At 71.0% G+C, this 21,706-nt stretch carries 25 protein-coding genes; 17 read left to right on the top strand and 8 right to left on the bottom strand.

The window, feature by feature from the left end:
- The first annotated feature begins 3 nt into the window (after positions 1 to 3).
- Entirely contained in the window at positions 4 to 1,440 is a 1,437-nt protein-coding gene (locus tag Q5762_RS10715; protein ID WP_315891773.1) for an aldehyde dehydrogenase family protein, read from the top strand.
- On the top strand, positions 1,433 to 2,329 hold the full coding sequence (locus tag Q5762_RS10710) for an aldehyde dehydrogenase family protein (protein ID WP_315891772.1): 897 nt from the start codon (positions 1,433 to 1,435) through the stop codon (positions 2,327 to 2,329). The genes Q5762_RS10715 and Q5762_RS10710 overlap by 8 nt, the downstream gene beginning before the upstream one ends.
- A gap of 42 nt (positions 2,330 to 2,371) precedes the next feature.
- On the opposite strand, the gene Q5762_RS10705 is transcribed toward Q5762_RS10710, so the two are convergent.
- Positions 2,372 to 3,139: a TetR/AcrR family transcriptional regulator gene (locus tag Q5762_RS10705; protein ID WP_315891771.1), complete on the bottom strand. Its 768-nt coding sequence runs from the start codon at positions 3,137 to 3,139 to the stop codon at positions 2,372 to 2,374.
- 119 nt (positions 3,140 to 3,258) lie between these two features.
- On the opposite strand from Q5762_RS10705, the gene Q5762_RS10700 reads away from it, so the two are divergent.
- Positions 3,259 to 3,852 (top strand): NAD(P)H-dependent oxidoreductase, encoded by a 594-nt coding sequence (locus Q5762_RS10700; RefSeq protein WP_315891770.1) that lies wholly within the window; start codon positions 3,259 to 3,261, stop codon positions 3,850 to 3,852.
- 4 nt (positions 3,853 to 3,856) lie between these two features.
- Positions 3,857 to 5,398: an MDR family MFS transporter gene (locus Q5762_RS10695; RefSeq protein WP_315891769.1), complete on the top strand. Its 1,542-nt coding sequence runs from the start codon at positions 3,857 to 3,859 to the stop codon at positions 5,396 to 5,398.
- Here the strand turns inward: Q5762_RS10695 and Q5762_RS10690 are convergent.
- On the bottom strand, positions 5,328 to 5,720 hold the full coding sequence (locus Q5762_RS10690) for a hypothetical protein (RefSeq protein WP_315891768.1): 393 nt from the start codon (positions 5,718 to 5,720) through the stop codon (positions 5,328 to 5,330). The genes Q5762_RS10695 and Q5762_RS10690 overlap by 71 nt on opposite strands.
- A gap of 120 nt (positions 5,721 to 5,840) precedes the next feature.
- Here Q5762_RS10690 and Q5762_RS10685 point away from each other — a divergent pair, with 120 nt between their 5' ends.
- A complete protein-coding gene (locus Q5762_RS10685) occupies positions 5,841 to 6,470 on the top strand; it encodes an ATP-binding protein (RefSeq protein WP_315891767.1) in 630 nt (209 codons plus the stop codon).
- Here Q5762_RS10685 and Q5762_RS10680 read toward each other — a convergent pair.
- On the bottom strand, positions 6,467 to 7,246 hold the full coding sequence (locus tag Q5762_RS10680; RefSeq protein WP_315891766.1) for a GntR family transcriptional regulator: 780 nt from the start codon (positions 7,244 to 7,246) through the stop codon (positions 6,467 to 6,469). The two genes, Q5762_RS10685 and Q5762_RS10680, sit on opposite strands and share 4 nt — an antisense overlap.
- The gene (locus Q5762_RS10675; protein ID WP_315891765.1) at positions 7,243 to 7,785 is read right to left on the bottom strand and encodes a UTRA domain-containing protein; all 543 of its coding nucleotides are present in this window, start codon (positions 7,783 to 7,785) and stop codon (positions 7,243 to 7,245) included. Before Q5762_RS10675 ends, Q5762_RS10680 begins: the two co-directional genes overlap by 4 nt.
- A gap of 137 nt (positions 7,786 to 7,922) precedes the next feature.
- Here Q5762_RS10675 and Q5762_RS10670 point away from each other — a divergent pair, with 137 nt between their 5' ends.
- Genes Q5762_RS10670 through Q5762_RS10660 form a run of 3 tightly spaced genes read left to right on the top strand, consistent with a single transcriptional unit; the run spans position 7,923 to position 9,798 of the window.
- Entirely contained in the window at positions 7,923 to 8,327 is a 405-nt protein-coding gene (locus tag Q5762_RS10670) for an ATP-binding protein (RefSeq protein ID WP_315891764.1), read from the top strand.
- Positions 8,328 to 9,245, top strand: coding sequence for an adenosylhomocysteinase (locus Q5762_RS10665; RefSeq protein ID WP_315891763.1), 918 nt, complete (start codon positions 8,328 to 8,330; stop codon positions 9,243 to 9,245).
- A 10-nt stretch (positions 9,246 to 9,255) separates the two neighbouring features.
- Positions 9,256 to 9,798 carry an NUDIX domain-containing protein gene (locus Q5762_RS10660; protein WP_315891762.1) on the top strand — a complete coding sequence of 181 codons (543 nt, stop codon included), beginning with the start codon at positions 9,256 to 9,258 and terminating at the stop codon, positions 9,796 to 9,798.
- Positions 9,799 to 9,903: 105 nt separating this feature from the next.
- Here the strand turns inward: Q5762_RS10660 and Q5762_RS10655 are convergent, their stop codons facing one another.
- A complete protein-coding gene (locus tag Q5762_RS10655; protein WP_315891761.1) occupies positions 9,904 to 10,629 on the bottom strand; it encodes a SigE family RNA polymerase sigma factor in 726 nt (241 codons plus the stop codon).
- Positions 10,630 to 10,799: 170 nt separating this feature from the next.
- Between Q5762_RS10655 and afsQ1 the strand changes: the two genes are divergently transcribed.
- The 5 genes from afsQ1 to Q5762_RS10630 all read left to right on the top strand — a co-directional run bounded on the left by afsQ1 (position 10,800) and on the right by Q5762_RS10630 (position 14,904).
- Positions 10,800 to 11,477: a two-component system response regulator AfsQ1 gene (gene afsQ1, locus Q5762_RS10650; protein ID WP_315891760.1), complete on the top strand. Its 678-nt coding sequence runs from the start codon at positions 10,800 to 10,802 to the stop codon at positions 11,475 to 11,477.
- Positions 11,474 to 12,994 carry a HAMP domain-containing sensor histidine kinase gene (locus Q5762_RS10645; protein WP_315891759.1) on the top strand — a complete coding sequence of 507 codons (1,521 nt, stop codon included), beginning with the start codon at positions 11,474 to 11,476 and terminating at the stop codon, positions 12,992 to 12,994. Before afsQ1 ends, Q5762_RS10645 begins: the two co-directional genes overlap by 4 nt.
- Positions 12,991 to 13,611: a hypothetical protein gene (locus Q5762_RS10640; RefSeq protein ID WP_315891758.1), complete on the top strand. Its 621-nt coding sequence runs from the start codon at positions 12,991 to 12,993 to the stop codon at positions 13,609 to 13,611. Before Q5762_RS10645 ends, Q5762_RS10640 begins: the two co-directional genes overlap by 4 nt.
- A gap of 418 nt (positions 13,612 to 14,029) precedes the next feature.
- Positions 14,030 to 14,611, top strand: coding sequence for a VanZ family protein (locus tag Q5762_RS10635; RefSeq protein ID WP_315891757.1), 582 nt, complete (start codon positions 14,030 to 14,032; stop codon positions 14,609 to 14,611).
- 92 nt (positions 14,612 to 14,703) lie between these two features.
- On the top strand, positions 14,704 to 14,904 hold the full coding sequence (locus Q5762_RS10630; RefSeq protein ID WP_315891756.1) for a PspC domain-containing protein: 201 nt from the start codon (positions 14,704 to 14,706) through the stop codon (positions 14,902 to 14,904).
- Positions 14,905 to 14,979: 75 nt separating this feature from the next.
- Here Q5762_RS10630 and Q5762_RS10625 read toward each other — a convergent pair whose 3' ends face one another.
- The gene (locus Q5762_RS10625; RefSeq protein ID WP_315891755.1) at positions 14,980 to 15,345 is read right to left on the bottom strand and encodes a hypothetical protein; all 366 of its coding nucleotides are present in this window, start codon (positions 15,343 to 15,345) and stop codon (positions 14,980 to 14,982) included.
- A gap of 180 nt (positions 15,346 to 15,525) precedes the next feature.
- Positions 15,526 to 16,680, bottom strand: a complete 1,155-nt coding sequence (locus tag Q5762_RS10620; RefSeq protein ID WP_315891754.1) for an adenosine deaminase — start codon at positions 16,678 to 16,680, stop codon at positions 15,526 to 15,528.
- Positions 16,681 to 16,795: 115 nt separating this feature from the next.
- On the opposite strand from Q5762_RS10620, the gene Q5762_RS10615 reads away from it, so the two are divergent.
- Positions 16,796 to 17,572, top strand: coding sequence for a dienelactone hydrolase family protein (locus tag Q5762_RS10615; RefSeq protein ID WP_315891753.1), 777 nt, complete (start codon positions 16,796 to 16,798; stop codon positions 17,570 to 17,572).
- A gap of 10 nt (positions 17,573 to 17,582) precedes the next feature.
- Here the strand turns inward: Q5762_RS10615 and Q5762_RS10610 are convergent, their stop codons facing one another.
- A complete protein-coding gene (locus tag Q5762_RS10610; RefSeq protein ID WP_315891752.1) occupies positions 17,583 to 18,536 on the bottom strand; it encodes a LysR family transcriptional regulator in 954 nt (317 codons plus the stop codon).
- A 62-nt stretch (positions 18,537 to 18,598) separates the two neighbouring features.
- Here Q5762_RS10610 and Q5762_RS10605 point away from each other — a divergent pair, with 62 nt between their 5' ends.
- The 3 genes from Q5762_RS10605 to Q5762_RS10595 all read left to right on the top strand — a co-directional run bounded on the left by Q5762_RS10605 (position 18,599) and on the right by Q5762_RS10595 (position 21,700).
- Positions 18,599 to 19,864 (top strand): MFS transporter, encoded by a 1,266-nt coding sequence (locus Q5762_RS10605; RefSeq protein ID WP_315891751.1) that lies wholly within the window; start codon positions 18,599 to 18,601, stop codon positions 19,862 to 19,864.
- 125 nt (positions 19,865 to 19,989) lie between these two features.
- Positions 19,990 to 20,637: a L,D-transpeptidase gene (locus Q5762_RS10600; protein ID WP_315891809.1), complete on the top strand. Its 648-nt coding sequence runs from the start codon at positions 19,990 to 19,992 to the stop codon at positions 20,635 to 20,637.
- Between the two features lie 82 nt (positions 20,638 to 20,719).
- Complete coding sequence (locus Q5762_RS10595; protein WP_315891750.1) at positions 20,720 to 21,700, top strand: sigma-70 family RNA polymerase sigma factor; 981 nt, start codon at positions 20,720 to 20,722, stop codon at positions 21,698 to 21,700.
- The last annotated feature ends 6 nt before the right edge of the window (positions 21,701 to 21,706 follow it).

Below are 21,706 nucleotides of genomic sequence, written 5' to 3'. Positions count from 1 at the left end.
ATCATGGCATCTGTATTCGAGTACGCACCGGCGCCCGAGTCCCGCTCCGTCGTCGACATCGCCCCCTCCTACGGCCTGTTCATCGACGGCGAGTTCGTCGAGGCGGCCGACGGCAAGGTCTTCAAGACCGTCTCGCCGTCCTCCGAGGAGGTCCTCTCCGAGGTCGCCCAGGCGGGCACCGAGGACGTCGACCGCGCGGTGAAGGCGGCGCGGAAGGCGTTCGAGAAGTGGTCGGCGCTGCCCGGCTCCGAGCGCGCCAAGTACCTCTTCCGGATCGCCCGGATCATCCAGGAGCGCAGCCGCGAGCTGGCCGTCCTGGAGACCCTGGACAACGGCAAGCCGATCAAGGAGACCCGCGACGCGGACCTCCCGCTGGTCGCCGCGCACTTCTTCTACTACGCGGGCTGGGCCGACAAGCTCGACCACGCGGGCTACGGCGCGAACCCCCGCCCGCTGGGCGTGGCCGGCCAGGTCATCCCGTGGAACTTCCCGCTGCTCATGCTGGCGTGGAAGATCGCCCCGGCGCTCGCGACCGGCAACACGGTCGTCCTGAAGCCCGCCGAGACGACGCCGCTCTCCGCCCTGTTCTTCGCGGACATCTGCCGCCAGGCGGGTCTGCCGAAGGGTGTCGTCAACATCCTTCCCGGCTACGGGGAGACGGGCGCCGCGCTCGTCGCGCACCCGGACGTGAACAAGGTCGCCTTCACCGGTTCGACCGCCGTCGGCAAGGCCATCGCGCGCTCGATCGCCGGCACGGACAAGAAGGTCACGCTCGAACTGGGCGGCAAGGGCGCGAACATCGTCTTCGACGACGCCCCGATCGACCAGGCCGTCGAGGGCATCGTCAACGGCATCTTCTTCAACCAGGGCCAGGTCTGCTGCGCGGGCTCGCGCCTCCTGGTCCAGGAGTCGATCCAGGACGAGCTGCTCGACAGCCTGAAGCGGCGGCTTTCGACGCTGCGCCTCGGCGATCCTCTCGACAAGAACACGGACATCGGCGCCATCAACTCCTCGGAGCAGCTGGCCCGCATCACCTCGCTGGTGGAGCAGGGCGAGGCCGAGGGCGCCGAGCGCTGGACGGCGGCCTGCGAGATCCCGTCGGCCGGTTACTGGTTCGCCCCGACGCTCTTCACGGGCGTCACGCAGGCGCACACCATCGCCCGCGACGAGGTCTTCGGCCCAGTCCTGTCGGTGCTGTCGTTCCGTACGCCGGACGAGGCGGTCGCCAAGGCCAACAACAGCCAGTACGGCCTGTCGGCCGGCATCTGGACGGAGAAGGGCAGCCGCATCCTCGCGGTCGCGAACAAGCTCCGTGCGGGCGTCGTCTGGGCCAACACGTTCAACAAGTTCGACCCGACCTCGCCCTTCGGCGGCTACAAGGAGTCGGGCTTCGGCCGCGAGGGCGGTCGCCACGGCCTGGAGGCGTACCTCGATGTCTGAGTCTTCTACGACGCGTCTGAACGTCTTCAAGACCTACAAGCTGTACGTCGGGGGCAAGTTCCCCCGCTCCGAGAGCGGCCGGGTGTACGAGGTGACGGACTCGAAGGGCAAGTGGCTGGCGAACGTGCCGCTCTCGTCCCGCAAGGACGCCCGTGACGCGGTCGTCGCGGCGCGCAAGGCGTTCGGCGGCTGGTCGGGCGCGACGGCGTACAACCGGGGCCAGATCCTCTACCGCGTCGCGGAGATGCTGGAGGGCCGCCGCGAGCAGTTCGCGCGCGAGGTCGCGGACGCGGAGGGGCTGTCGAAGTCCAAGGCGGCGACGGTCGTCGACGCGGCCGTGGACCGCTGGGTCTGGTACGCGGGCTGGACGGACAAGATCGCCCAGATCGTGGGCGGGGCGAACCCGGTGGCGGGCCCGTACTTCAACCTGTCGACCCCGGAGCCGACGGGCGTCGTGACGGTCCTGGCCCCGCAGGAGTCGTCCTTCCTGGGCCTGGTCTCTGTCATCGCCCCGGTGATCGCGACGGGCAACACGGCGGTCGTGATCGCTTCGGAGAAGTCCCCGCTGCCGGCGCTCTCCCTGGGCGAGGTCCTGGCGACCTCGGACCTGCCGGGCGGCGTGGTCAACATCCTGTCCGGCAAGGCCGCGGAGATGGGCCCGCACCTGGCGGCCCACCAGGACGTCAACGCGATCGACCTGACGGGCGCGGACGCGGACCTGGCGCGCGACCTGGAGATCGCGGCGGCGGACAACCTCAAGCGCGTCCTCCGCCCCCGCCCGGTGGACTTCACGGAGTCCCCGACCACGGACCGCCTGACAGCCTTCCTGGAGACCAAGACGGTCTGGCACCCGACGGGTTCACTCGGCGCGAGCGGCTCGTCGTACTAGCAGCGTGAGAATCGGCCCCCGGTCCCACCGGGGGCCGCTTTCTCATGCCCGCCCGCGCTCCACCAGCCCGGCGACCCCATCCAGCACGCACTCCAACCCCACCCCGAACTGCCACCCCGCGTCGTCCTTCCGCGCCGCCCCGCGCGTATACGCGCGGTACGTCGGGTAGCGGCCCGTCTCCATCAGGTACGACATCTGGGGCGCGAGCCCCCGCCGGGTGTCGTCGCCGCTCTCCCAGCCCTGTTCCTTCATGTACTGGGCCAGGGACACCTCCGCCTGCGTCGCCCCCTGCACGAACGCGCTGACGGTCCGGAACGCCGCCATCATCGTGTCGACGTCCAACCCCAGCCCGTCCAGCGACACCAACTGCCGCTCCGCCGCCGCCAGCCGCCTCGGCGTGAGCGCGAACAGCGGCGCCGGCAGCTGGGCCAGCCACGGATGCCGGAGCATCGTCTCCCGGGTCGACAGGGCGTACGCGCGCAGCGTCTCGCGCCAGCCCGTCGCCCCCTCCGCCGTCGCCCCCTCCGCCGTCACCTCCTCCGCCGGCTCCAGCTCCGCCGAGACCTGGTCCACCATCAGCGCCCACAGGTCGTCCTTGCCCGAGACGTGCCGGTACGCCGCCATGGGCGCGACGCCCAGTTCGGTGGCGATCCGCCGCATGGTGACGGCGGCGAAGCCCTCGGTGTCGGCGATGCCGATGGCGACCTCGGCGATCCGCCGCGGGGTCAGTGACGTCCGCTGCGCGGACACCGGCCGCTCCAGGCGCTCCCAGAGAGACACCTCGGGTACGTCGTCGTCCTTCTTGACCATGGCGCCTCCCTTTCGTCGCGTACAGCGTAAGCAGAGTAGACGTCGTACACACTCACGTGTACGTTGTACACCGCAGAATACGCCGTACACATTCGCATCCACTGCTCCCAGGGGGACCCATGACCACCACGCCGCTCCGCCTAGCCGTCATCCAGGGCTCGACCCGCGACGGCCGCCTGGGCCCCGTCGTCGCGAACTGGCTCCTTGCACACGCCTCGGCCCGTCCCGACCTGACCACCGACCTGATCGACCTCGCCGAGACCCCGCTGCCCACGACGTTCCCGCAGCTCGGCCAGGCCCCCGCCGACCCGGCGCACCGCGCGCTCCTCGCCGCCGTCTCGCCCCGCCTGGCCGCCGCCGACGCCTTCGTCGTCGTCACCCCGGAGTACAACCACAGCTATCCGGCCTCGCTGAAGAACGCCATCGACTGGCACGGCACCGAGTGGCACGCCAAGCCCGTCGGCTTCGTCGCGTACGGCGGATTCTCCGCCGGCCTGCGCGCGGTCGAGCATCTGCGCGGGGTCTTCGCCGAACTCCACGCCGTCACCATCCGCGAGGCCGTCGGGCTCCAGGGCGTCTGGGGCCAGTTCGACGCCGAGGGCAAGGCCACCGACCCGGCGGCCGACGCCGCCGCCAAGGCGATGCTCGATCAACTCGCCTGGTGGGCCGATGCGCTCCGCGAGGCCCGCACCAAGAACCCGTACGGGTCCTGAAGCCATGACGACGCAGCAGACACCGCACACAGACGAGTCGGGCATCCCCTACCTAGGGGTCACCGGCCTCATGCTCGGCATCGTTCTCGCCACCCTCGACGGCACGATCATCGGCACCGCGCTCCCCACCGTCGTCGGTGAGCTCGGCGGCCTCGACCAGCTCTCCTGGGTGGTCACCTCCTACCTCCTCACCGCCGCCGTCGCCACGCCCCTCTGGGGCAAGATCGGCGACCTGTACGGACGTAAAGGCAGCTATCTCGCCTCTGTCGCCGTCTTCCTCGCCGGCTCCGTCCTCTCCGGACTCGCCCGGAGCATGGACCAGCTCATCGCCTTCCGGGCCCTCCAGGGCATCGGCGCCGGCGGTCTGATGGTCGGCGCGTTCGCGCTCATCGGGGTACTCGTGGCGCCGCGCGACAGCGCCAAGGTGCAGTCGATCAGCGGCGCGATGCTGCCCGTCGCGTTCGTCGGCGGCCCGCTGCTCGGCGGCTTCCTCACCGATCACCTCGACTGGCGCTGGACGTTCTACGTCAACGTCCCGGTCGGCATCGTCACGCTGCTGATCGTCGGGCTCCGCATCAAGGTCCGTACGGAACGGATCCGCGCCCGCGTCGACTGGCCCGGCGCCCTGCTGCTCACCCTCGGCATCCTCGCCCTGACGCTCCTCGCGAGCTGGGCCGGCACCACCTACGCCTGGACCTCACCCCAGATCCTGGCCCTGGCCGCCGTCGCGGTGGTGGCGTTCGCCCTCTTCGTACGGGCAGAACGGCGGGCCGAGGAACCGGTCATCCCGCCCCGGCTCTTCCGCAGCCGCAACTTCACCCTCGCCCAGATCCTCAGCTTCCTGGTCGGCGCGGGCATGCTCGCGGCGATGAACTACCTGCCGCAGTACCTGCAGTTCGCGCGCGGCCAGTCGTCCACGGCGAGCGGCATGCTGCTGCTGCCCCTGATGCTGGGCATGCTCGCGGTCCAGCTGCTGACCGGCCGGATCATCACCCGCACCGGCCGCTACCGGATCTACCCGATCCTCGGCGGCGCGCTGATGACGGCCGGCGCGCTCGCCCTGCTCGCACTCGACGTCATCACCCCGACCCCGGTCGCCTCCGCGCTCACGCTCGTCATCGGGGCGGGCATGGGTTTCCTGATGCAGTCCACGCTCCTGATCACCATGAACAGCGCGGAGCTACGGGACATGGGCGCGGCGAGCGGCACGGTCACCCTGGTCCGCACGATCGGCGGCTCGCTGGGCGTGGCCGTGCTGGGCGCGGTCTTCACATCGCGGCTGGGCGGCGCGGACACCGCGCTGACTCCCGCCCAGGCACGGGAGCTTCCCTCACCCCTACGGGACGACTTCGCGGCGGCGGTGACGAGCGGGCTGCACGGGGTGCTCCTGGGAACGGCCGTGCTCGCCGCGCTCGCCTTCGCCGTGGCCTGGGGGGTACGGCAGGTCCCCCTGCGAACCGCACCGGGAGAGGCCGCTAATTCGTCGGGAGCAGCCCCGTCACCTGACCGACGACCGGCAGATCGTCAAGGCCTCCGCCCTTCGTGACGTGGTCCGTCACCAGGTTCGTGCCCACGGGCTTGAAGTCGGCGACCTGGGTGCCGAGCCCGTTGTCCAGCGGGTCGACCCCGGTGTTCGCCAGCGGGTCCAGCTGGAGGCTCGTCAGCGGGCCCACGACGTGCCCGGTGGCCCCGAGCGCCGCGACGGCGTCGCTGCCGGCCAGCGTGTCGAGGGGCAGTGGGGCGGCGGGGGCGGCCTGGGCGCCCGCGGCGCCGAGTCCGAGCACGGCCGCCCCGACGGCCGTCGCGGTCAGCCCGGCCTTCAGCAGGGCGCCGCGGCGGGAGGTCCTGGATTCCTTGTGACGCGCCATGAGAGTCCTTAGACGTAGGGTAATCGCTCAACGACCGAGCGTAGTTGAGATGTGACTCTCGATACCAACCCCCTCCCTCGGGGGTCCCCTGCCCGGGGGAATGGTTCACACTGGTGTCCCGTGAGTTCCCAACCGATCCCGACTCGTGTCGTCCTGCTCGCGGGCCCCTCAGGCTCCGGCAAGTCGTCCCTCGCCGCCGTCACCGGCCTCCCGGTCCTGCGCCTCGACGACTTCTACAAGGAGGCCGACGACCCGACGCTCCCGCTGGTCACCGGCAGCGCCGACATCGACTGGGACGCCCCGGGCTCCTGGGACGCGGACGCGGCCGTCGCGGCGATCATGGACCTGTGCCGCACGGGCCGTACGGACGTCCCCGTCTACGACCTCGCCACCAGCTCCCGCGTGGACCGCGAGGCCCTGGACATCGGCCGGACCCCGCTCTTCGTGGCGGAAGGGATCTTCGCGGCCGAGATCGTGGAGCGCTGCCAGGAACTCGGCGTCCTCGCCGACGCGCTCTGCCTCCGCGGCCGCCCCTCGACGACCTTCCGCCGCCGCCTCCTCCGCGACCTCAGGGAAGGCCGCAAGTCGGTCCCCTTCCTCCTCCGCCGAGGCTGGCGCCTGATGCGCTCGGAACGCACCATCGTCGCCCGCCAGACCCGACTGGGCGCCCACCCCTGCGCCAAACAAGAGGCCCTGGGCCGCCTGGCAGCGGCAGCAGCGGGCCGCCACCGCACCCCTGCTGCTCGTTAGCCTGACGCGAACTCGTACTGCACCTCGTAGAGGTGTCCGGCCTTCACCATGACCGTCGCCTCGATCGGGCGGTCGTTGTCGCTGTACACGACCCTCAACGTGCGCAGCACCGGAAGGTCGCTCGGCAGTTGCAGGAGTCGGTACTGCTCCTGCGTGGGTACGCGGGCGGAGACGCGGTCCACGCTGACGCGGGGCGGGAAGCCGAGGTCTGCGAGCAGGGTGGGGGTGCCGCCCCTGATCTTGCGCTTCTCCGCCATCGCCGTCCCACGGCAGATGTCGAGCGGATAGTAGGACTTGACCAGCTCCGCCGGTTCTCCGTCGAGGGAGAGCACCTGACTGCGTAGCAGTGCCGTTTCACCTTCGGCGAGGTTCAGTGCGGCGGAGACGTCGGCCGGCGGGGCGGCCTCCGCGACCTCCAGCAACGTACTGCGAGCCTCGGCGCCCTGCCTGGCCGCTTCGGTGAGCCAGCGATACGGGGCTCCGGACTCGGCCGGCGCCATGTACGAAGCAGGCCGCATGGTCCGCTGCCTGTGTTCGCGGACCGTCACCGCCGCGCCGGCGCGTCCGACGACCAGGCCCTCGCCCTTGAGCAACTGCAGTGCCTTCTGGATCGTGGCGTTCGAGGCGTCGAACCTGGCTTTGAGCTGCACGGTGGAGGGCAGTCTGGCCCCAGGAGCGAGGTCGCCGCTCATGATTTCGTCGCGCAGGTCCGCGGCGATCCGCCCGTGCAGAGAGCGGTGATCGAACGCGTTCGCTTCGTTCATCGGGACGGTCATCCGATTCTGATCTCGTATCGCAGTCGCTGACGGTCGGCAGGCATCGTCATCATGTCCACCTGGATCGCCCTGTCATCGCCGTCCAGCGTGGTGCGCGTCAGTTGCAGGACGGGCTGATCCGGCCCGGTCCGCAGCGCCTCCCGTTCGTCCGGGCGGGGCAGCCTGGCGATCACGTCCTCGCGAACCCGCACGCCGACGTGGCCGAGCTCCGCGAGGAGCGTGACGGCACCGCCCGGAATCTTGGCCGTCCCGGCGAGGCGGGTGCCCCGGGCGATATGCACGGGATAGTAGGTGTCCGTCAATTCGCAGGGCTGGTCGTCGAGATACATCATGCGCCGACGCACGACGACCTCCTCACCCTCGGCGACCCCGAGCAACTCGGCCACCTCCGGCGGTGCCACCACTTCGCCCGCGTGAACGATGCGCTGGCTGCCTCGGTGACCTCGGGCTGCCGCCTCGGCACCCCAGGCATCACCTTGCCCCGCCTCCCCCGGCTTCAGATACGGCATCGAGGTACTGACCCACTCACTGGCGCCCACGGCTCCTCCTGCGCTGATGTCGAGTTTCAACCTTGCCGCTTTACACAGTAAGCGCAACGCCAACCAGCCTTGCCGCTTTTCATGAATAGCAGTATGGTCTGGGACGGATTCAGCCTCGGATCAAGGTGGTGCGGCTCGTGCTCCTGTCACGGCAACAGCGATTTCCCAGATCCCGCTTCTCCGTCCCCGCCGCGCGGACTTTCGCGGTGAACACCGCCACGGAGTGGGGTGCCACTGACCGACTGGACGACGTACGGCTGTGCGTCTCAGAACTCGCCACGAACGCACTGCTGCATGGCGTGCCGCCGGGCCGGGAGTTCTGCGTGAGGCTCACCACGGACGGCGAGGTACTCCGGATCGAAGTACGGGACAGCGGGGACGGGCGCCCCTCCGCGCAGGCTCCGTGTGCCGACCAGATCACAGGGCGCGGACTGCACATCGTCAGAGAGCTGGCCGATGACTGCGGAGTTGTGGAGCACGTGGTCGGAAAGACCGTATGGCTCGCGATCAAGACCGCGTCCGTCTCCGAAGGAGCCCGTTGAATGGAAACTTTCGAGCGAGCCCGCCTCGACGCCTACTTCGGCCGCATCACCTCACGCTTCGCGCCCGCCGAGCGCCCTGCCGCCTTCCTGATCACGCACCTGCTACCCGAGCGCCCGGCGTTCGTGCGGGGAATCGCGGGCGTGACGGATCTGCGCGCGGTACTGCCCAAGCCGAAGTCCGTGCACGACGAGGCGCTGCGCCAGATCGAGAGCGAGGGCCACCCGTGCGACCGGCTCTCGCGCGAGCTGTTCGCCGACCCTGACCGCGCTGTGCGGTACCTCGACACCCGCGCCGCCGGGCGCTCGGTCGTCCTGCTCGACGTGGGCGGGTACTTCGCTCCGTCGATCGAGACACTGTGCGACCGGCTCGTGATCGGCTTCGGCAAGCTCGGGTCGAGCATCGCTCGCCTGCTGCACGCCAAGGGTGTCAGGGTCACGGTGTACGACATCGACCCCGTACGCCGCACACAGGCGCTCTCACAGGGCTTCACCGTGGCCCGCGATCGCGAGGGCGGGCTCGGCGAGGCAGGACTCGTGCTCTGCGCGACGGGGGCGCTCTCTCTGCGCGGCGAGGACTTCACCAGGTTACGAAACGGTGCCTACGTGGCCACCGTGACCAGCAGCGAGGACGAGCTCGAACTCGCCGGCCTGCCGCACGTGTACGAGCGCGCCACGGTCGGCGAGCACGTCACCCGCTACGTGACGACGGGCCACTACTTCTACCTCCTCAACGGAGGCAACGCCGTCAACTTCCTGCACGGTGCCAGCGTGGGGCCGTTCATCTTCCTCGTACAGGCGGAGATACTCGCCGCCTCCGCCGCGCTGGCACGCGGCGAGCTGGACCCGGGGATGCACGAGATCAGCCCGGGCGACCGCGCCACCATCGCCGCCCTCTGGCTCGACTACTTCAACCGTTGAGGAGACACCCGTGCCCGTCACCGCCGCCCACATCCGCAAGACCCTCGAGGAATACCTCGACGCCCACCCGGACGAGGAAGGGCGTCTCGCCTCCCTCTCCGAGCTCCTCGACGGCTCCGCCGATCTTGCCAGCCGCAAGGAGTTCCGCGGCCACGTCACGGCTGGGGTGATCCTCGCCGACCCCTCCGGCCGAGTGCTCCACATCAAGCACCGAGCCCTGAATCGCTGGCTTCTGCCCGGCGGACACCTGGAGGCCCAGGACACGAGCCTTCTCGCCGCAGCGCAGCGCGAGCTGACCGAGGAGACCGGCATCGCACCCTCGGACGTCGTTCCGGCCGGACACCGCCCCGTGCACATCGACGCGCACCTCATCCCCACCAACCCCGCCAAGGGCGAGCCGGCCCACCGCCACTTCGACTTCCGGTTCCTCTTCCGTACCTCGGCCGATGTGGTCGAGCTGCAGACCGAAGAGGTCACCGCCGCGATCTGGCACTCCGCCGACATGATCGAGAACGACACGCTGCGCAGCCGCGTCGTCGAGGCGCTGAGCTGAACGAGACACACAACAGCGCGGGCGGTACAAGCTCCCCCGGCTTGTACCGCCCGCGCCTATTTCCCCCGTACCCCCGTACGTTCCCCCGTGTTTCCCCCCGTACCTTCAGGCCACCAGCTCGCCGAAGGACTCCTCCTCGTCACGGCCGAAGCTCAGCACCTCGTCCTCGCGCAGTCGCCGTAGCGAGCGCCAGATGCTCGACTTCACCGTGCCGACACTGATGTCCAGGATCTCCGCGATCTCCGGATCCGTACGGCCCTCGTAGTAGCGCAGCACCAGCATCGTGCGCTGGAGCTCGGGCAGCCGGGCCAGGGCCTGCCACAGGACCGCGCGCAGCTCCGTGCCGCGCATCGCGTCCGTGTCGCCCGCCGTCTCCGGCAGCTCCTCCGTCGGGTACTCGTTGAGCTTCCGCCGGCGCCACGCGCTGATGTGCAGGTTCGTCATGGTGCGGCGCAGATAGCCGCCCACCGCCGCCTTGTCGCTGATCCGGTCCCATGCCCGGTACGTCGAGAACAGCGCGCTCTGCAGCAGGTCCTCGGCCTCGAACCGGTCACCGGTCAGGTGGTAGGCGGTGGCGTACAGGGAGGCGCGACGCTCGGCGACGTAGGCGGTGAACTCCGCCTCCGAAGCCGACTGCCGCTCCCCCGTGACCTCCCCGTACGCCGCTCCCCCGTCAGCCACGGCGACCATGTACGGCGCCTTGTGCTGACGCCCGGCGCTACGAACGCACCCCCGTCCGTTCATCGCGCCGGACTTCTCCGGGCTCCGCACGACGACATCGTGGAGGCGCGTGACAACTGCGTTTGAGGTGGTGCTGTGCAGTGCGTTCATCTCACGCCCCCCGTCGGTTGGAGTCTGTTCGGTCCGTGTGCCAAGAAGCTTGCCCGGGCACTTTCATCGGGGTGTCCGCCGACTGTCACAGCCGTGTCACAGGGGCGGCCGTAAGGGCGGGTCCCGCCACACAGTCGAACTCGGTGGCCGCATGGGACAGAATGACGTCCGTGCCTTTCCTGTTGCTGATCGAGGACGACGACGCCATCCGCACGGCCCTCGAACTCTCCCTGACACGCCAGGGCCACCGAGTGGCCACCGCGGCGACGGGCGAGGACGGCCTGACACTGCTCAAGGAGCGGCGTCCGGACCTGGTCGTACTGGACGTCATGCTGCCCGGCATCGACGGCTTCGAGGTGTGCCGGCGCATCCGGCGCACCGACCAGCTGCCGATCATCCTGCTCACCGCGCGCAGTGACGACATCGACGTGGTCGTCGGACTTGAGTCCGGCGCCGACGACTATGTCGTCAAGCCGGTCCAGGGGCGGGTGCTCGACGCCCGTATCCGGGCCGTACTGCGGCGCGGCGAGCGGGAGTCGACCGACTCCGCGGCCTTCGGCTCGCTGGTCATCGACCGTTCGGCGATGACGGTGACGAAGAACGGGGAGGACCTGCAGCTCACGCCGACCGAGCTGCGGCTGCTCCTGGAGCTGAGCCGGCGGCCCGGACAGGCCCTGTCGCGGCAGCAGTTGCTGCGCCTGGTGTGGGAGCACGACTACCTGGGCGACTCGCGGCTCGTGGACGCCTGTGTGCAGCGGCTGCGCGCCAAGGTGGAGGACGTGCCGTCCTCGCCGACCCTGATCCGTACCGTCCGTGGTGTGGGCTACCGGCTGGACGTCCCTGCGTGAGAAGAGCGATATTCGCCGGGCTGCGGTTCACCAGCCTCCGGTTGCGGCTGGTCGTCGTCTTCGCGCTCGTCGCGCTGACGGCCGCGGTGTCCGCGTCCGGTATCGCGTACTGGCTGAACCGTGAGGCGGTGCTGACCCGGACGCAGGACGGCGCGCTGAACGACTTCCGGCAGGAGATGCAGAACCGGGCGGCGACGCTGCCGCTGCGGCCCACCGAGGACGATCTGCGGCGCACCGCCGAGCAGATGGCGAGCGGCAGCGCCGGATACAGCGTGCTGCTGCTCGGGGAGCGGGACGCGGGCAAGCCGATCATCGGGGCCTCGGACCCGGACACCTTCACGCTGGCCGACGTACCGGAGTCGCTGCGGGTCGCGGTGGACACCGCGCGGCCCGCGACGGACGGCGAGTCCAGCCCGTACCACCTGTTCTGGCAGCGGACGCAGCGCGGGAAGACGCCGTACCTGGTCGGCGGGACGCGGATCACCGGCGGCGGGCCGACCGGCTACATGTTCAAGTCGCTGGACGCCGAGCGGGCCGATCTCAACTCGCTCGCCTGGTCGTTGGGGATCGCGACGGCGCTCGCGCTCGTCGGCTCCGCGCTGCTCGCGCAGGCGGCGGCGACGACCGTACTGCGGCCGGTGCACCGCCTCGGCGAGGCGGCCCGGCGGCTGGGCGAGGGCAAGCTCGACACCCGGCTGCGGGTCTCCGGTACGGACGAACTGGCCGATCTTTCACGGACGTTCAACAGCGCGGCCGAGTCCTTGCAGAAGAAGGTCGACGACATGAGCGCGCGGGAGGAGTCCAGCCGGCGGTTCGTCGCGGACATGTCCCACGAGCTGCGGACGCCGCTGACGGCGCTGACGGCCGTCACCGAGGTCCTGGAGGACGAGCAGGACAGCCTCGACCCGATGATCGCGCCGGCCGTGGCACTCGTGGTGAGCGAGACGCGGCGGCTGAACGACCTGGTGGAGAACCTGATGGAGGTGACCCGCTTCGACGCGGGCACCGCCCGGCTCGTCCTCGACCACGTCGACGTCGCCGACCAGGTCACCGCGTGCATCGACGCCCGGGCCTGGCTGGACGCCGTGGACCTGGACGCCGAGCGGGGGACCATGGCGCGGCTCGACCCGCGCCGGCTCGACGTGATCCTGGCGAACCTCATCGGCAACGCGCTCAAGCACGGCGGTTCGCCGGTGCGGGTGTCGGTGCGTACGGAGGACGGCGAGCTGGTCATCGCCGTACGGGACCACGGGCCGGGCATCCCGGAGGAGGTCCTGCCGCACGTCTTCGACCGCTTCTACAAGGCGAGCGCGTCCCGGCCCCGGTCGGAGGGCAGTGGGCTGGGTCTGTCGATCGCCATGGAGAACGCGCTGATCCACGGCGGTTCGATCACCGCCGCGAACTCGCCGGACGGCGACGGCGCGGTGTTCGTGCTGCGGCTGCCGCAGGACAGCGAGCAGGACGAGGTGGACGGCGTGGACGACGTGGACGAGGTCGAGGAGGTGGAGGAGCGTTGAGCCGCCGCGGAGCAGTCCGTACGGGAATGGTGGCGGCGGCCGTGGTCGTGGCCGCGCTCGCCTCCGGATGCGGGATCAGGACGACGTCGGTGCCCGTGGACGCCGGTCCGGGGCCCTCGCGGGTGCCGTGCAGCGTCACCGGCGACGAGGTCGCCGCACGGTCGACGGGCGTCCCGGTCCAGGTCTACCTGCTGTGCGGGTCGCAGCTGGAGGCGGTGGACCGGCGGTCGCCGCTGCCCGAGGAGAAGGTGAGCGGCAACCCGGTGGCCACCGCGTCGGCGCTGCTCGCGCAGCTGCTGAGCGAACCCTCGGAGAGCGAGCGGCAGGCCGGCTTCTCGACGGCCGTGAAGGGTCCGCTGGTCGTCTCGGGCGGGCAGCCGGGCGATCCGGCGGAGACGCTGCGGCTGAGCCGGCAGCCGGAGGACCTGACGCCGACCGCGCTGTCGCAGATCGTCTGCACCCTCGCGCGCAGCTCGGCGGGCGCGGGCGAGGAGAGCGTCGTCCTGGGCGGCCCGGGCCGCTACCCCCCACGCCGCTACACCTGCACGTCCGAACTCCGCGAACGCCCGGAATCGGCAGCCCCGACACTGGGGCTACCGAGCCCGTCGGTGTCCTGAGGGCAGAGACTGAGGCGGGCAGGCGGGGGCTGAGGGCTGGCGACCCGAGGCGGGCGGCCGTCCGAGACGGGCCGCGCGGGCCGGCGGGTGCCCTTCCTGGAGTGGTAACCCTGGGCGTCTCCGAAGCCGGCCGTCTCGCGCGCCGCGCCGGCCGCCGGACGGGGATCTCGCGGGCCGGCGGCGCCTGAACCGGCGGCCGTCCGAGGCGGGCCGGTAAGTGCCCTCCAGGGAGCGGAAGCCGTGGACGCCACCGAAGCCGGCCGCCTCGCCCGCCGTCCCCGGCAGCGCCTGGACCCGGTGGCCGTCCGAGACGGGCCGCGCGGGCCGGCGGCCGTCGGAGAACGGGCCGCGCGGGGCTGAATCATTCGTTCCGCTCTGCGGCGGAACCGATTCCTGGGCGGTCGGCGTCTTGGGGGGCGTGCAGCGTCAAGGTTCGGGCGGCAGTGCCGCCGTGGTCGTACGCGTGGTGGGGTTCACCCTCCTCCTCGCGCATCTGCTGCTCGTCGCCTGGGTGACGCTCCGACCACGCGACGTGGCCTGGGTGACCGCGCCGAACCTGACCCCACTCGCCGGGATCCAGGCGGATCTCGCGCTCGGCCCGGCCGAGGCGGCCCGGCGGATCGGCGAGGGTCTGCTGCTCCTGGCTCCGCTCGGGGTTCTGCTCCCGATGGCCGACGGCCGGCTCCATGTGGCGCCGTGGGCCTCCCTGGCCCGTACGGTCGCGGCCGGCGCGCTGGTGTCGCTCGCCGTGGAGCTGCTGCAGACCGCCGTACCCGGGCAGGTCGTGGACATCGACTCGCTGCTCCTGAACACCGCCGGGGTGGCGCTCGCGCATCTGCTGGTCGTCCCCGCCGGGCGGGCGCGGCTCCGCCGCAGGCGGGACCGGAGGAGGAGCCGGTCCTCCTCGCGTACCAGGCCGGGTCGGGGTTCGACCCTGCTGCGGGACGAGGGTTCTCAGGGGCCTACCCCGACGATTCCCAGGGTCGGGATCGCCCCGTAGACCGACGCTTTGTCCCCCTCTCCGGAGCGAGTATGGAGTCATCGGAAGCCCGACGGAGCGGCTTCCGGAAGACCACTCCGAAGGAGCCCACCATGGCCGCACTTGCCCGCCCCCGTGACGGACGCATGATCGGCGGAGTGTGCGCAGCGCTGGCACGGCGCTTCGGCACCTCTGCCACCACCATGCGGGTCATATTCCTCGTCTCCTGCCTGCTGCCCGGCCCGCAGTTCCTGCTGTACCTGGCGCTGTGGCTGCTGCTGCCGTCGGAGAAGTCGGCGAGCACCGCCTGGTAGGGCAGGCCGTCTGTACGCCGATGGGGCGCTCACCCGGATCCGGGTGAGCGCCCCATCGGCGTACGTACGGCGTGATCAGCCGAGCGGCAGGCCGCCGGCCAGCCCGCCGACCGGCAGGCCGCCGAGGAGGCCGCCGACCGGGGTGTTGCCGAGCGCGCCGGTTGCGCTGTCGAGCGGGGCCTGCTCCAGCGCCGTACCGGCCGCGGCCGGGAGGGTCTTGACGCCCTGGTCGACAGACGCCTCGCCGGAGAGGAGGGACTCGGCGGCGCCGTCAGGGAGCTGGGTGAGGCCGTCGCCCAGGGGCGCGACCGAGGTGACCATGCCGAGCGCGCCGTCGGCGGAGGGCAGCGCCGGGGCGGCGGTGGCCGTGCCCGCGGCGGCGGCGGCGAAAGCGGCACCGAGAGCGGCGACACCGAGCGTCTTGGCGGCAGACTGCTTCATCAGAGAATCATCCTTGAGGATTTCGGGGATCTTGGAGCTTCGGGGAAAGCGGGAATGCAGGTGATTCGGGGAATGCGGAGCGGCTTTGCAACTTAGCCACCGGATGACGCTCCCGCAAACACCGAAAGGCGGCCGGGCATGTGTTCCCTGGCCGCCACACAGCTTCCCCGAAGCCCTCCCTCAGCCCGTCTTGCCCGAAGACTCGCTGGTCGTGGAGGTCTGCTGGAACAGCCATTCGGACTTCAGCTCGGCATATCCGGGCTTGATGACATCGTTGATCATGGCGAGACGTTCATCGAAAGGAATGAACGCTGATTTCATCGCATTGACTGTGAACCACGCCATGTCGTCGAGCGTGTAGTCGAATGCCTCGATCAACAGCTCGAATTCCCGGCTCATGCTCGTACCGCTCATCAGCCGATTGTCGGTATTGACGGTGGTACGGAAATGCAACCGGCGCAGCAGGCCGATCGGGTGCTCGGCGATGGATTCCGCCGCGCCGGTCTGAAGGTTGGACGTCGGGCACATCTCCAGCGGGATGCGCTTGTCCCGTACGTACGCGGCGAGCCGGCCGAGCTTCACCGAGCCGTCCTCGGCGACCTCGATGTCGTCGATGATGCGGACGCCGTGGCCGAGCCGGTCGGCGCCGCACCACTGGAGGGCCTGCCAGATCGACGGCAGCCCGAAGGCCTCGCCGGCGTGGATGGTGAAGTGGTTGTTCTCCCGCTTGAGGTACTCGAAGGCGTCGAGGTGGCGGGTGGGCGGGTAACCGGCCTCGGCGCCCGCGATGTCGAAGCCGACGACGCCGGAATCGCGGTAGCGGTTGGCCAGTTCGGCGATCTCCAGGGCGCGGGCGGCGTGCCGCATGGCGGTCAGCAGGGCGCCGACGCGGATGCGGTGGCCGCTCGCCCTGGCCAGCCGCTCGCCCTCGCGGAAGCCCTCGTTGACGGCCTCGACGACCTCCTCCAGGGTGAGCCCGGCCTCCAGATGCTGCTCGGGGGCGTACCGCACCTCGGCGTAGACGACACCGTCCTCGGCGAGGTCGACCGCGCACTCGGCGGCGACCCGGAAGAGGGCCTCGCGGGTCTGCATGACGGCACAGGTGTGCGCGAAGGTCTCCAGATACCGCTCCAGGGAGCCGGAGTCGGCGGCTTCGCGGAACCAGATGCCGAGCTTGTCGGGCTCCGTCTCGGGGAGGTTCTCGTAGCCCTGCGCGAGGGCGAGTTCGATGATCGTGCCGGGGCGCAGCCCGCCGTCGAGATGGTCGTGGAGGAGGACCTTCGGGGCGCGGCGGATCTGGTCCGCGGTGGGGACGCTGTGGGTCTGGCTCGTCATTGCCGCACTCTAGCCCCTACGCGCGTAGAGCGCCCCTCCTCAACTCGCTTGTCGATACGTAACAGTGACCGCGCGTACGGATGGCGTACACCTCGGCTTCTGAGACTGTTCTGCCATGGCGCACTCCGCACTCGTAGGGACCGCAGGCGGCCGGACACCCCGGCTCGGACGGCCCGTCGGCGCATCGCACCCCGGTACGGCGGTGGGCGGTGTGGTCCTGCTCCTTCCGGACGGCGAGGTCGCGTCCGCGCGGTCCGCCTCGCTCAGGGCACACGCGGCGCTGCTGCCGCTGGGCCGGCATCTGGTCAGGGCGGGGCGCGGGGAGGGCCTGGTGGCGCACGTGGTGCGGTACCGGGGGCGCGGCTGGAACGGTACGGACGCCCAGTTGGCCTCGGACGCGGCGTGGGCGGTGGCGGAGGCGGTACGCCGGTACGGCGACGTCCCGGTCTGTCTGGCCGGCCACGGGATGGGCGGCCGGGCGGCGTTGCGGGCGGCGGGGCACCCGGCGGTCGACGCGGTCCTCGCGCTCGCGCCGTGGCTGCCGGAGGACGACGTGGCGGCGGAGCCGGAGCCCGTACGGCAGTTGGTGGGGCGGCGGATCCTGATCGTGCACGGCACGAACGACGCGCGGACGGATCCGGAGCTGTCGTACCGGCTGGCGGAGCGGGCCAAGAAGGCGAACCGGGACACGTGCCGGTTCGAGGTGCACTCGGACGGGCACGCGCTGCGCCAGTACGACGCGGAGATCCGCGCCCTGGCCGCCGACTTCGTCCTCGGCTCCCTCTTCGCGCGCCCGTACGCCCGCCCGGTCGCCGACGCGCTGGCGGCTCCGCCGCCACTGGGCCTGCGGATGCCGCTGGCGGCGGGTTTCGGGCGGGCGCTGCGGCGGTAGCCGCCGGGGGCTACTCCGGGAGGAGGTGGCCCCGTCTGCTCAGGAGGAACTTCTTGAAGGCCGTTACCGGGGCCGTGTCCGGGTGGCCGTCGAGCCAGGCTACGCCGATCTCGCGGACCGCCCGGGGGGCCGTCACCGTGAGTTCTACGACGCCGGGGCGGGGGACCGCCGGGGGCGGGAGGAGGGCTACGCCGAGGCCCGCCGCGACGAGGCCCCTAAGGGTCTCCGCCTCCTCGCCCTCGAAGGCGACGCGCGGCTTGAAGCCCGCCTCGGCGCACAGGTCGTCCGTGATGCGCCGCAGCCCGTAGCCGGGCTCCAGGGTCACGAAGGTCTCGTCGGCCGCCTCCGCGAGGCGCACCCGCTTGCGGGTGGCCAGCCGGTGGTCGTCCGGGACCACCAGGCGCAGGCGCTGCTCGTCGAGGCGGCGGGAGACCAGGTCCGGGGCGTCCGGGACCGGCGACGTCAGGCACAGGTCCAGGTCCCCGGCCCGTAGCCGCTCGATCATCGCCTCGCCGTAGTTCTGGACCAGGGTGAAGCGGACCCGGGGATGGTCGACACGGAAGGCGCGGATCAGGGCGGGGACTGTCTCCGAGCCCATCGTGTGCAGGAAGCCGAACGCGACCCGCCCCGCCGTCGGGTCCGCGTCCGCCCGTACCGAGTCCGCCGCCCGCTCCACCTCCGCGAGCGCCCGCTCGGCCGAGGCGAGGAACGTGCGGCCCGCGGGGGTCAGCGAGACCGTCCGGCCCCTACGGGCGAACAGAGCCACCCCCAGGTCCTGTTCGAGTCTCACCATCGCCCGGGAGAGCGTGGACTGGGGGACGCCGATCTCCGCCGCCGCCCGTGTCACGTGCTCGTGCCGGGCCACCGCCGCGAAGTACGCGAGCCGAGGCGCGAGCAGCAGCCCCATGTCTTCTTCGTAACTACTCGGTGACAGCCGACCCTGTGACCTGTACTCATGCACCATGGGAACGATTACAGCAGTTCCATGCATTGGACGCATGAAACGGATCGTCCTACGTTCGATACATGCCTTCCGCCAGTACCAAGGCGGCCGCCACCCGCACGGCCGCCGTCGACACCCGTCTGACCCCCGGAGCCCCCGGCTACCGCCGGATGAGCTTCGCGCTCTTCGCCGCCGGTCTCGCCGCCTTCGCGCTCCTCTACTCCACCCAGGCCCTCCTCCCCGCGATCTCCGCGGAGTTCGGCGCCACCGCCTCCGCCGCCTCCTGGACGGTCTCCGCCGCGACCGGCGCCCTCGCCCTCCTCGTCCTCCCCATGAGCGCCCTGTCCGAGCGCTTCGGCCGCCGCCGGCTGATGACCGTCTCGCTCGCGGTCGCGGTCGCCGTCGGACTGCTCGTCCCCTTCGCCCCGAGCCTGGAGTGGCTGGTCGCCCTGCGCGCCGTCCAGGGCGCGGCGCTCGCGGGCCTGCCGGCCTCCGCGATGGCGTTCCTGGCCGAGGAGGTACGGCCCAAGGCGCTGATCGCCGCGATCGGGCTGTTCGTCGCGGGCAACTCGATCGGCGGGATGAGCGGCCGCATCGTCACCGGCTGGGTGTCCCAGGTGTGGGGCTGGCGCGCCGGGCTCCTCGCGGTCGGCCTGATGGCGGCGGTCTGCGCGGTCGCCTTCCGGATCCTGCTCCCCAAGGCCCGCCACTTCACGCCCGGTTCGCTCAACCCGAAGGCCCTCGCGGCGACGGTCCGCACCCACCTCGCGGACCCGCTGCTGGTGCGGCTGTACGCGATCGGCGCGCTGTTCATGACGGTGTTCGGCGCCGTGTACACGGTGATCGGCTACCGCCTGGTCGAGGCCCCGTTCTCGCTCCCCCAGGGCGTGATCGGCTCGATCTTCCTGGTCTACCTCGTCGGTACGGTCTCCTCGGCCGCGGCCGGGAAGCTGGTCGGCCGGCTCGGCCGGCGCGGGGCGCTCTACCTGGCCGTCGGCACGACCGCCGCCGGGCTGCTGCTCTCGCTCGCCGACGACCTCGCGGCCGTCCTGCTCGGCCTGGTCCTGATCACGGCCGGCTTCTTCGCCGGGCACGCCGTCGCCTCCTCATCGGTGAGCCGGACCGCGAAGACGGGCCGGGCGCAGGCCTCGGCGCTGTACCAGTCGGCGTACTACATCGGCAGCAGCGTGGGCGGGACGCTCGGCGCGATCGCGTTCCACTCGGGCGGCTGGGCGGGTACGGTCCTGCTGGGCCTGGTCGCGGTGCTCGGCGTCGTGTCGATCACGCTCTACGGCAGCCACAGCGCCCGGGTCGAGGCGCGCCGCCTCCCGCTCCGTACGGCGCACTGAATCCGTCCCGGATCCGTACAACCGGACCGCTCTTCCGCTCGTCCTAAGTCATAGGACCCTAGGGGGAGTTGGTGATCATGAACGGGATACGGAAGCGGGCGGGAATCGTCCTCGGCATCACCTCGATGGTGGTGCCGTTGACGGTCGCCCTCGGTTCGGGGACGGCGCAGGCCGCGTCGTGCAACGTGACGACCGGGCCGTACCAGAAGCAGGTGGAGAAGTTCCTGGGCCGGAAGGCGGACGGGAAGCAGTCGCTCGCCGACTGCAAGGCCATCCAGTCCTTCCAGCGCACGCACGGCATCACCCCGACCATGGGGTACGCCGGTCCGCTGACCTGGCGGACGATGAACACGATGATCCAGCAGAAGGCGGCCGGCAAGAACCCCAACAAGGCTGGCAAGTGCCCGACCAACAAGGGCCGGATCGCCTGCGTCGACCTGACGCGGCAGCTGACCTGGATCCAGGACGGCAGGAAGCTGAAGTACGGCCCGGTGCCGGTCCGTACGGGCAAGGACGGCACCGAGACCCGTACGGGTGCCAAGAAGATCTACTGGCGCAGCAAGAACCACTGGTCGACGATCTACAACGTGTCGATGCCGTACGCGCAGTTCTTCGACGGCGGAATCGCCTTCCACTCCACGACGAAGTCCATGTGGAACCCGCCGGGCTCGGGCGGCTGCGTCAACATGCGCACGGCCGACGCCAAGGCCTACTGGAACCTGCTGAAGAACGGCGACGACGTCCACGTCTACGGCCGGAAGCCGGGAACCTGACCCCGGCTGTCAGTGGGCTGCGGTAGCTTCCCCTCATCGGCACAGCACCGGTGCCGGTGAGGGGCGAGTGGGGTGGACCTGCATGAGTGATCTTGCTACCGCGACCGAGGACCGGAACTCCGAGCTGGAGAAGTACCGCACGGAGCTGACGGGTTACTGCTACCGGATGCTCGGCTCGTCCTTCGAGGCGGAGGACGCCGTGCAGGACACGATGGTCCGTGCCTGGCGGTCCATCGACTCCTTCGAGGGGCGCTCCTCGCTCCGCTCCTGGCTGTACCGCATCGCGACGAACGTGTGCCTGGACTCGCTCAACGCGGGGAACAAGCGGGCCCGGCCGATGGACCTGACGGCCGCGACGCCGGTCGCCCAGGCGCAGCTGAACGCCCGGCCGGAGATCACCTGGCTGGAGCCGGTCCCGGACGGGCGGGTGCTGCCGTCGGTGGCCGACCCGGCGGAGACGGCGGTGTCCCGGGAGACCGTGCGGCTCGCCTTCGTCGCGGCCCTTCAGCACCTGCCGCCGAAGCAGCGCGCGGTGCTGATCCTGCGCGAGGTGCTGGCCTGGAAGGCGAGCGAGGTCGCCGAGCTGCTGGACACCTCGGTCGCCTCCGTCAACAGCGCGCTCCAGCGGGCGCGCGCGACGATCGCGGAGAACGAACCGGCGGTCTCGGACGCGGCGGACCCGCTGGACGAGGAGCAGAAGGAGCTCCTGGAGCGCTATGTCGCGGCGTTCGAGGGGTACGACATGAAGGCCCTGACCGCGCTCCTGCACGAGGACGCGACGATGTCCATGCCGCCGTACGACCTGTGGCTGCGCGGCCACGACGACATCGTGGGCTGGATGCTCGGCGTCGGCGACGTCTGCCGGGGCTCGAAGCTGGTACCGACCGTGGCGAACGGCTCGCCGGCGTTCGCGCACTACCACCCGGACGCGGAGGGCGGTTACAGCCCGTGGGCCCTGATCGTCCTGGAGCTGCGGGACGGCAAGGTCGGCGGGATGGACTTCTTCCTGGACACCAAGCGGTGGTTCCCGCTCTTCGACCTCCCGGAGCGGCTGGAGGCGTAGCCCCGG

Origin of the sequence: Streptomyces sp. P9(2023), assembly GCF_032436795.1 — a bacterium.
Lineage (GTDB): Bacteria > Actinomycetota > Actinomycetes > Streptomycetales > Streptomycetaceae > Streptomyces.
This window is presented reverse-complemented; position numbering and strand designations above follow the sequence as displayed.

Coding starts and splice junctions, on each gene's coding strand:
- Q5762_RS10715 (WP_315891773.1), top strand. CDS start 4: ATGGCATCTGTATTCGAGTACGCACCGGCGCCCGAGTCCCGCTCCGTC.
- Q5762_RS10610 (WP_315891752.1), bottom strand. CDS start 18,536: ATGGTGCATGAGTACAGGTCACAGGGTCGGCTGTCACCGAGTAGTTAC.
- Q5762_RS10600 (WP_315891809.1), top strand. CDS start 19,990: ATGGTGGTGCCGTTGACGGTCGCCCTCGGTTCGGGGACGGCGCAGGCC.
- Q5762_RS10595 (WP_315891750.1), top strand. CDS start 20,720: ATGAGTGATCTTGCTACCGCGACCGAGGACCGGAACTCCGAGCTGGAG.
- Q5762_RS10705 (WP_315891771.1), bottom strand. CDS start 3,139: ATGGTCAAGAAGGACGACGACGTACCCGAGGTGTCTCTCTGGGAGCGC.
- Q5762_RS10690 (WP_315891768.1), bottom strand. CDS start 5,720: ATGGCGCGTCACAAGGAATCCAGGACCTCCCGCCGCGGCGCCCTGCTG.
- Q5762_RS10620 (WP_315891754.1), bottom strand. CDS start 16,680: ATGACGAGCCAGACCCACAGCGTCCCCACCGCGGACCAGATCCGCCGC.
- Q5762_RS10710 (WP_315891772.1), top strand. CDS start 1,433: ATGTCTGAGTCTTCTACGACGCGTCTGAACGTCTTCAAGACCTACAAG.
- Q5762_RS10665 (WP_315891763.1), top strand. CDS start 8,328: ATGGAAACTTTCGAGCGAGCCCGCCTCGACGCCTACTTCGGCCGCATC.
- Q5762_RS10700 (WP_315891770.1), top strand. CDS start 3,259: ATGACCACCACGCCGCTCCGCCTAGCCGTCATCCAGGGCTCGACCCGC.
- Q5762_RS10605 (WP_315891751.1), top strand. CDS start 18,599: ATGCCTTCCGCCAGTACCAAGGCGGCCGCCACCCGCACGGCCGCCGTC.
- Q5762_RS10695 (WP_315891769.1), top strand. CDS start 3,857: ATGACGACGCAGCAGACACCGCACACAGACGAGTCGGGCATCCCCTAC.
- Q5762_RS10615 (WP_315891753.1), top strand. CDS start 16,796: ATGGCGCACTCCGCACTCGTAGGGACCGCAGGCGGCCGGACACCCCGG.
- Q5762_RS10630 (WP_315891756.1), top strand. CDS start 14,704: ATGGCCGCACTTGCCCGCCCCCGTGACGGACGCATGATCGGCGGAGTG.
- Q5762_RS10655 (WP_315891761.1), bottom strand. CDS start 10,629: ATGAACGCACTGCACAGCACCACCTCAAACGCAGTTGTCACGCGCCTC.
- Q5762_RS10625 (WP_315891755.1), bottom strand. CDS start 15,345: ATGAAGCAGTCTGCCGCCAAGACGCTCGGTGTCGCCGCTCTCGGTGCC.
- Q5762_RS10680 (WP_315891766.1), bottom strand. CDS start 7,246: ATGACCGTCCCGATGAACGAAGCGAACGCGTTCGATCACCGCTCTCTG.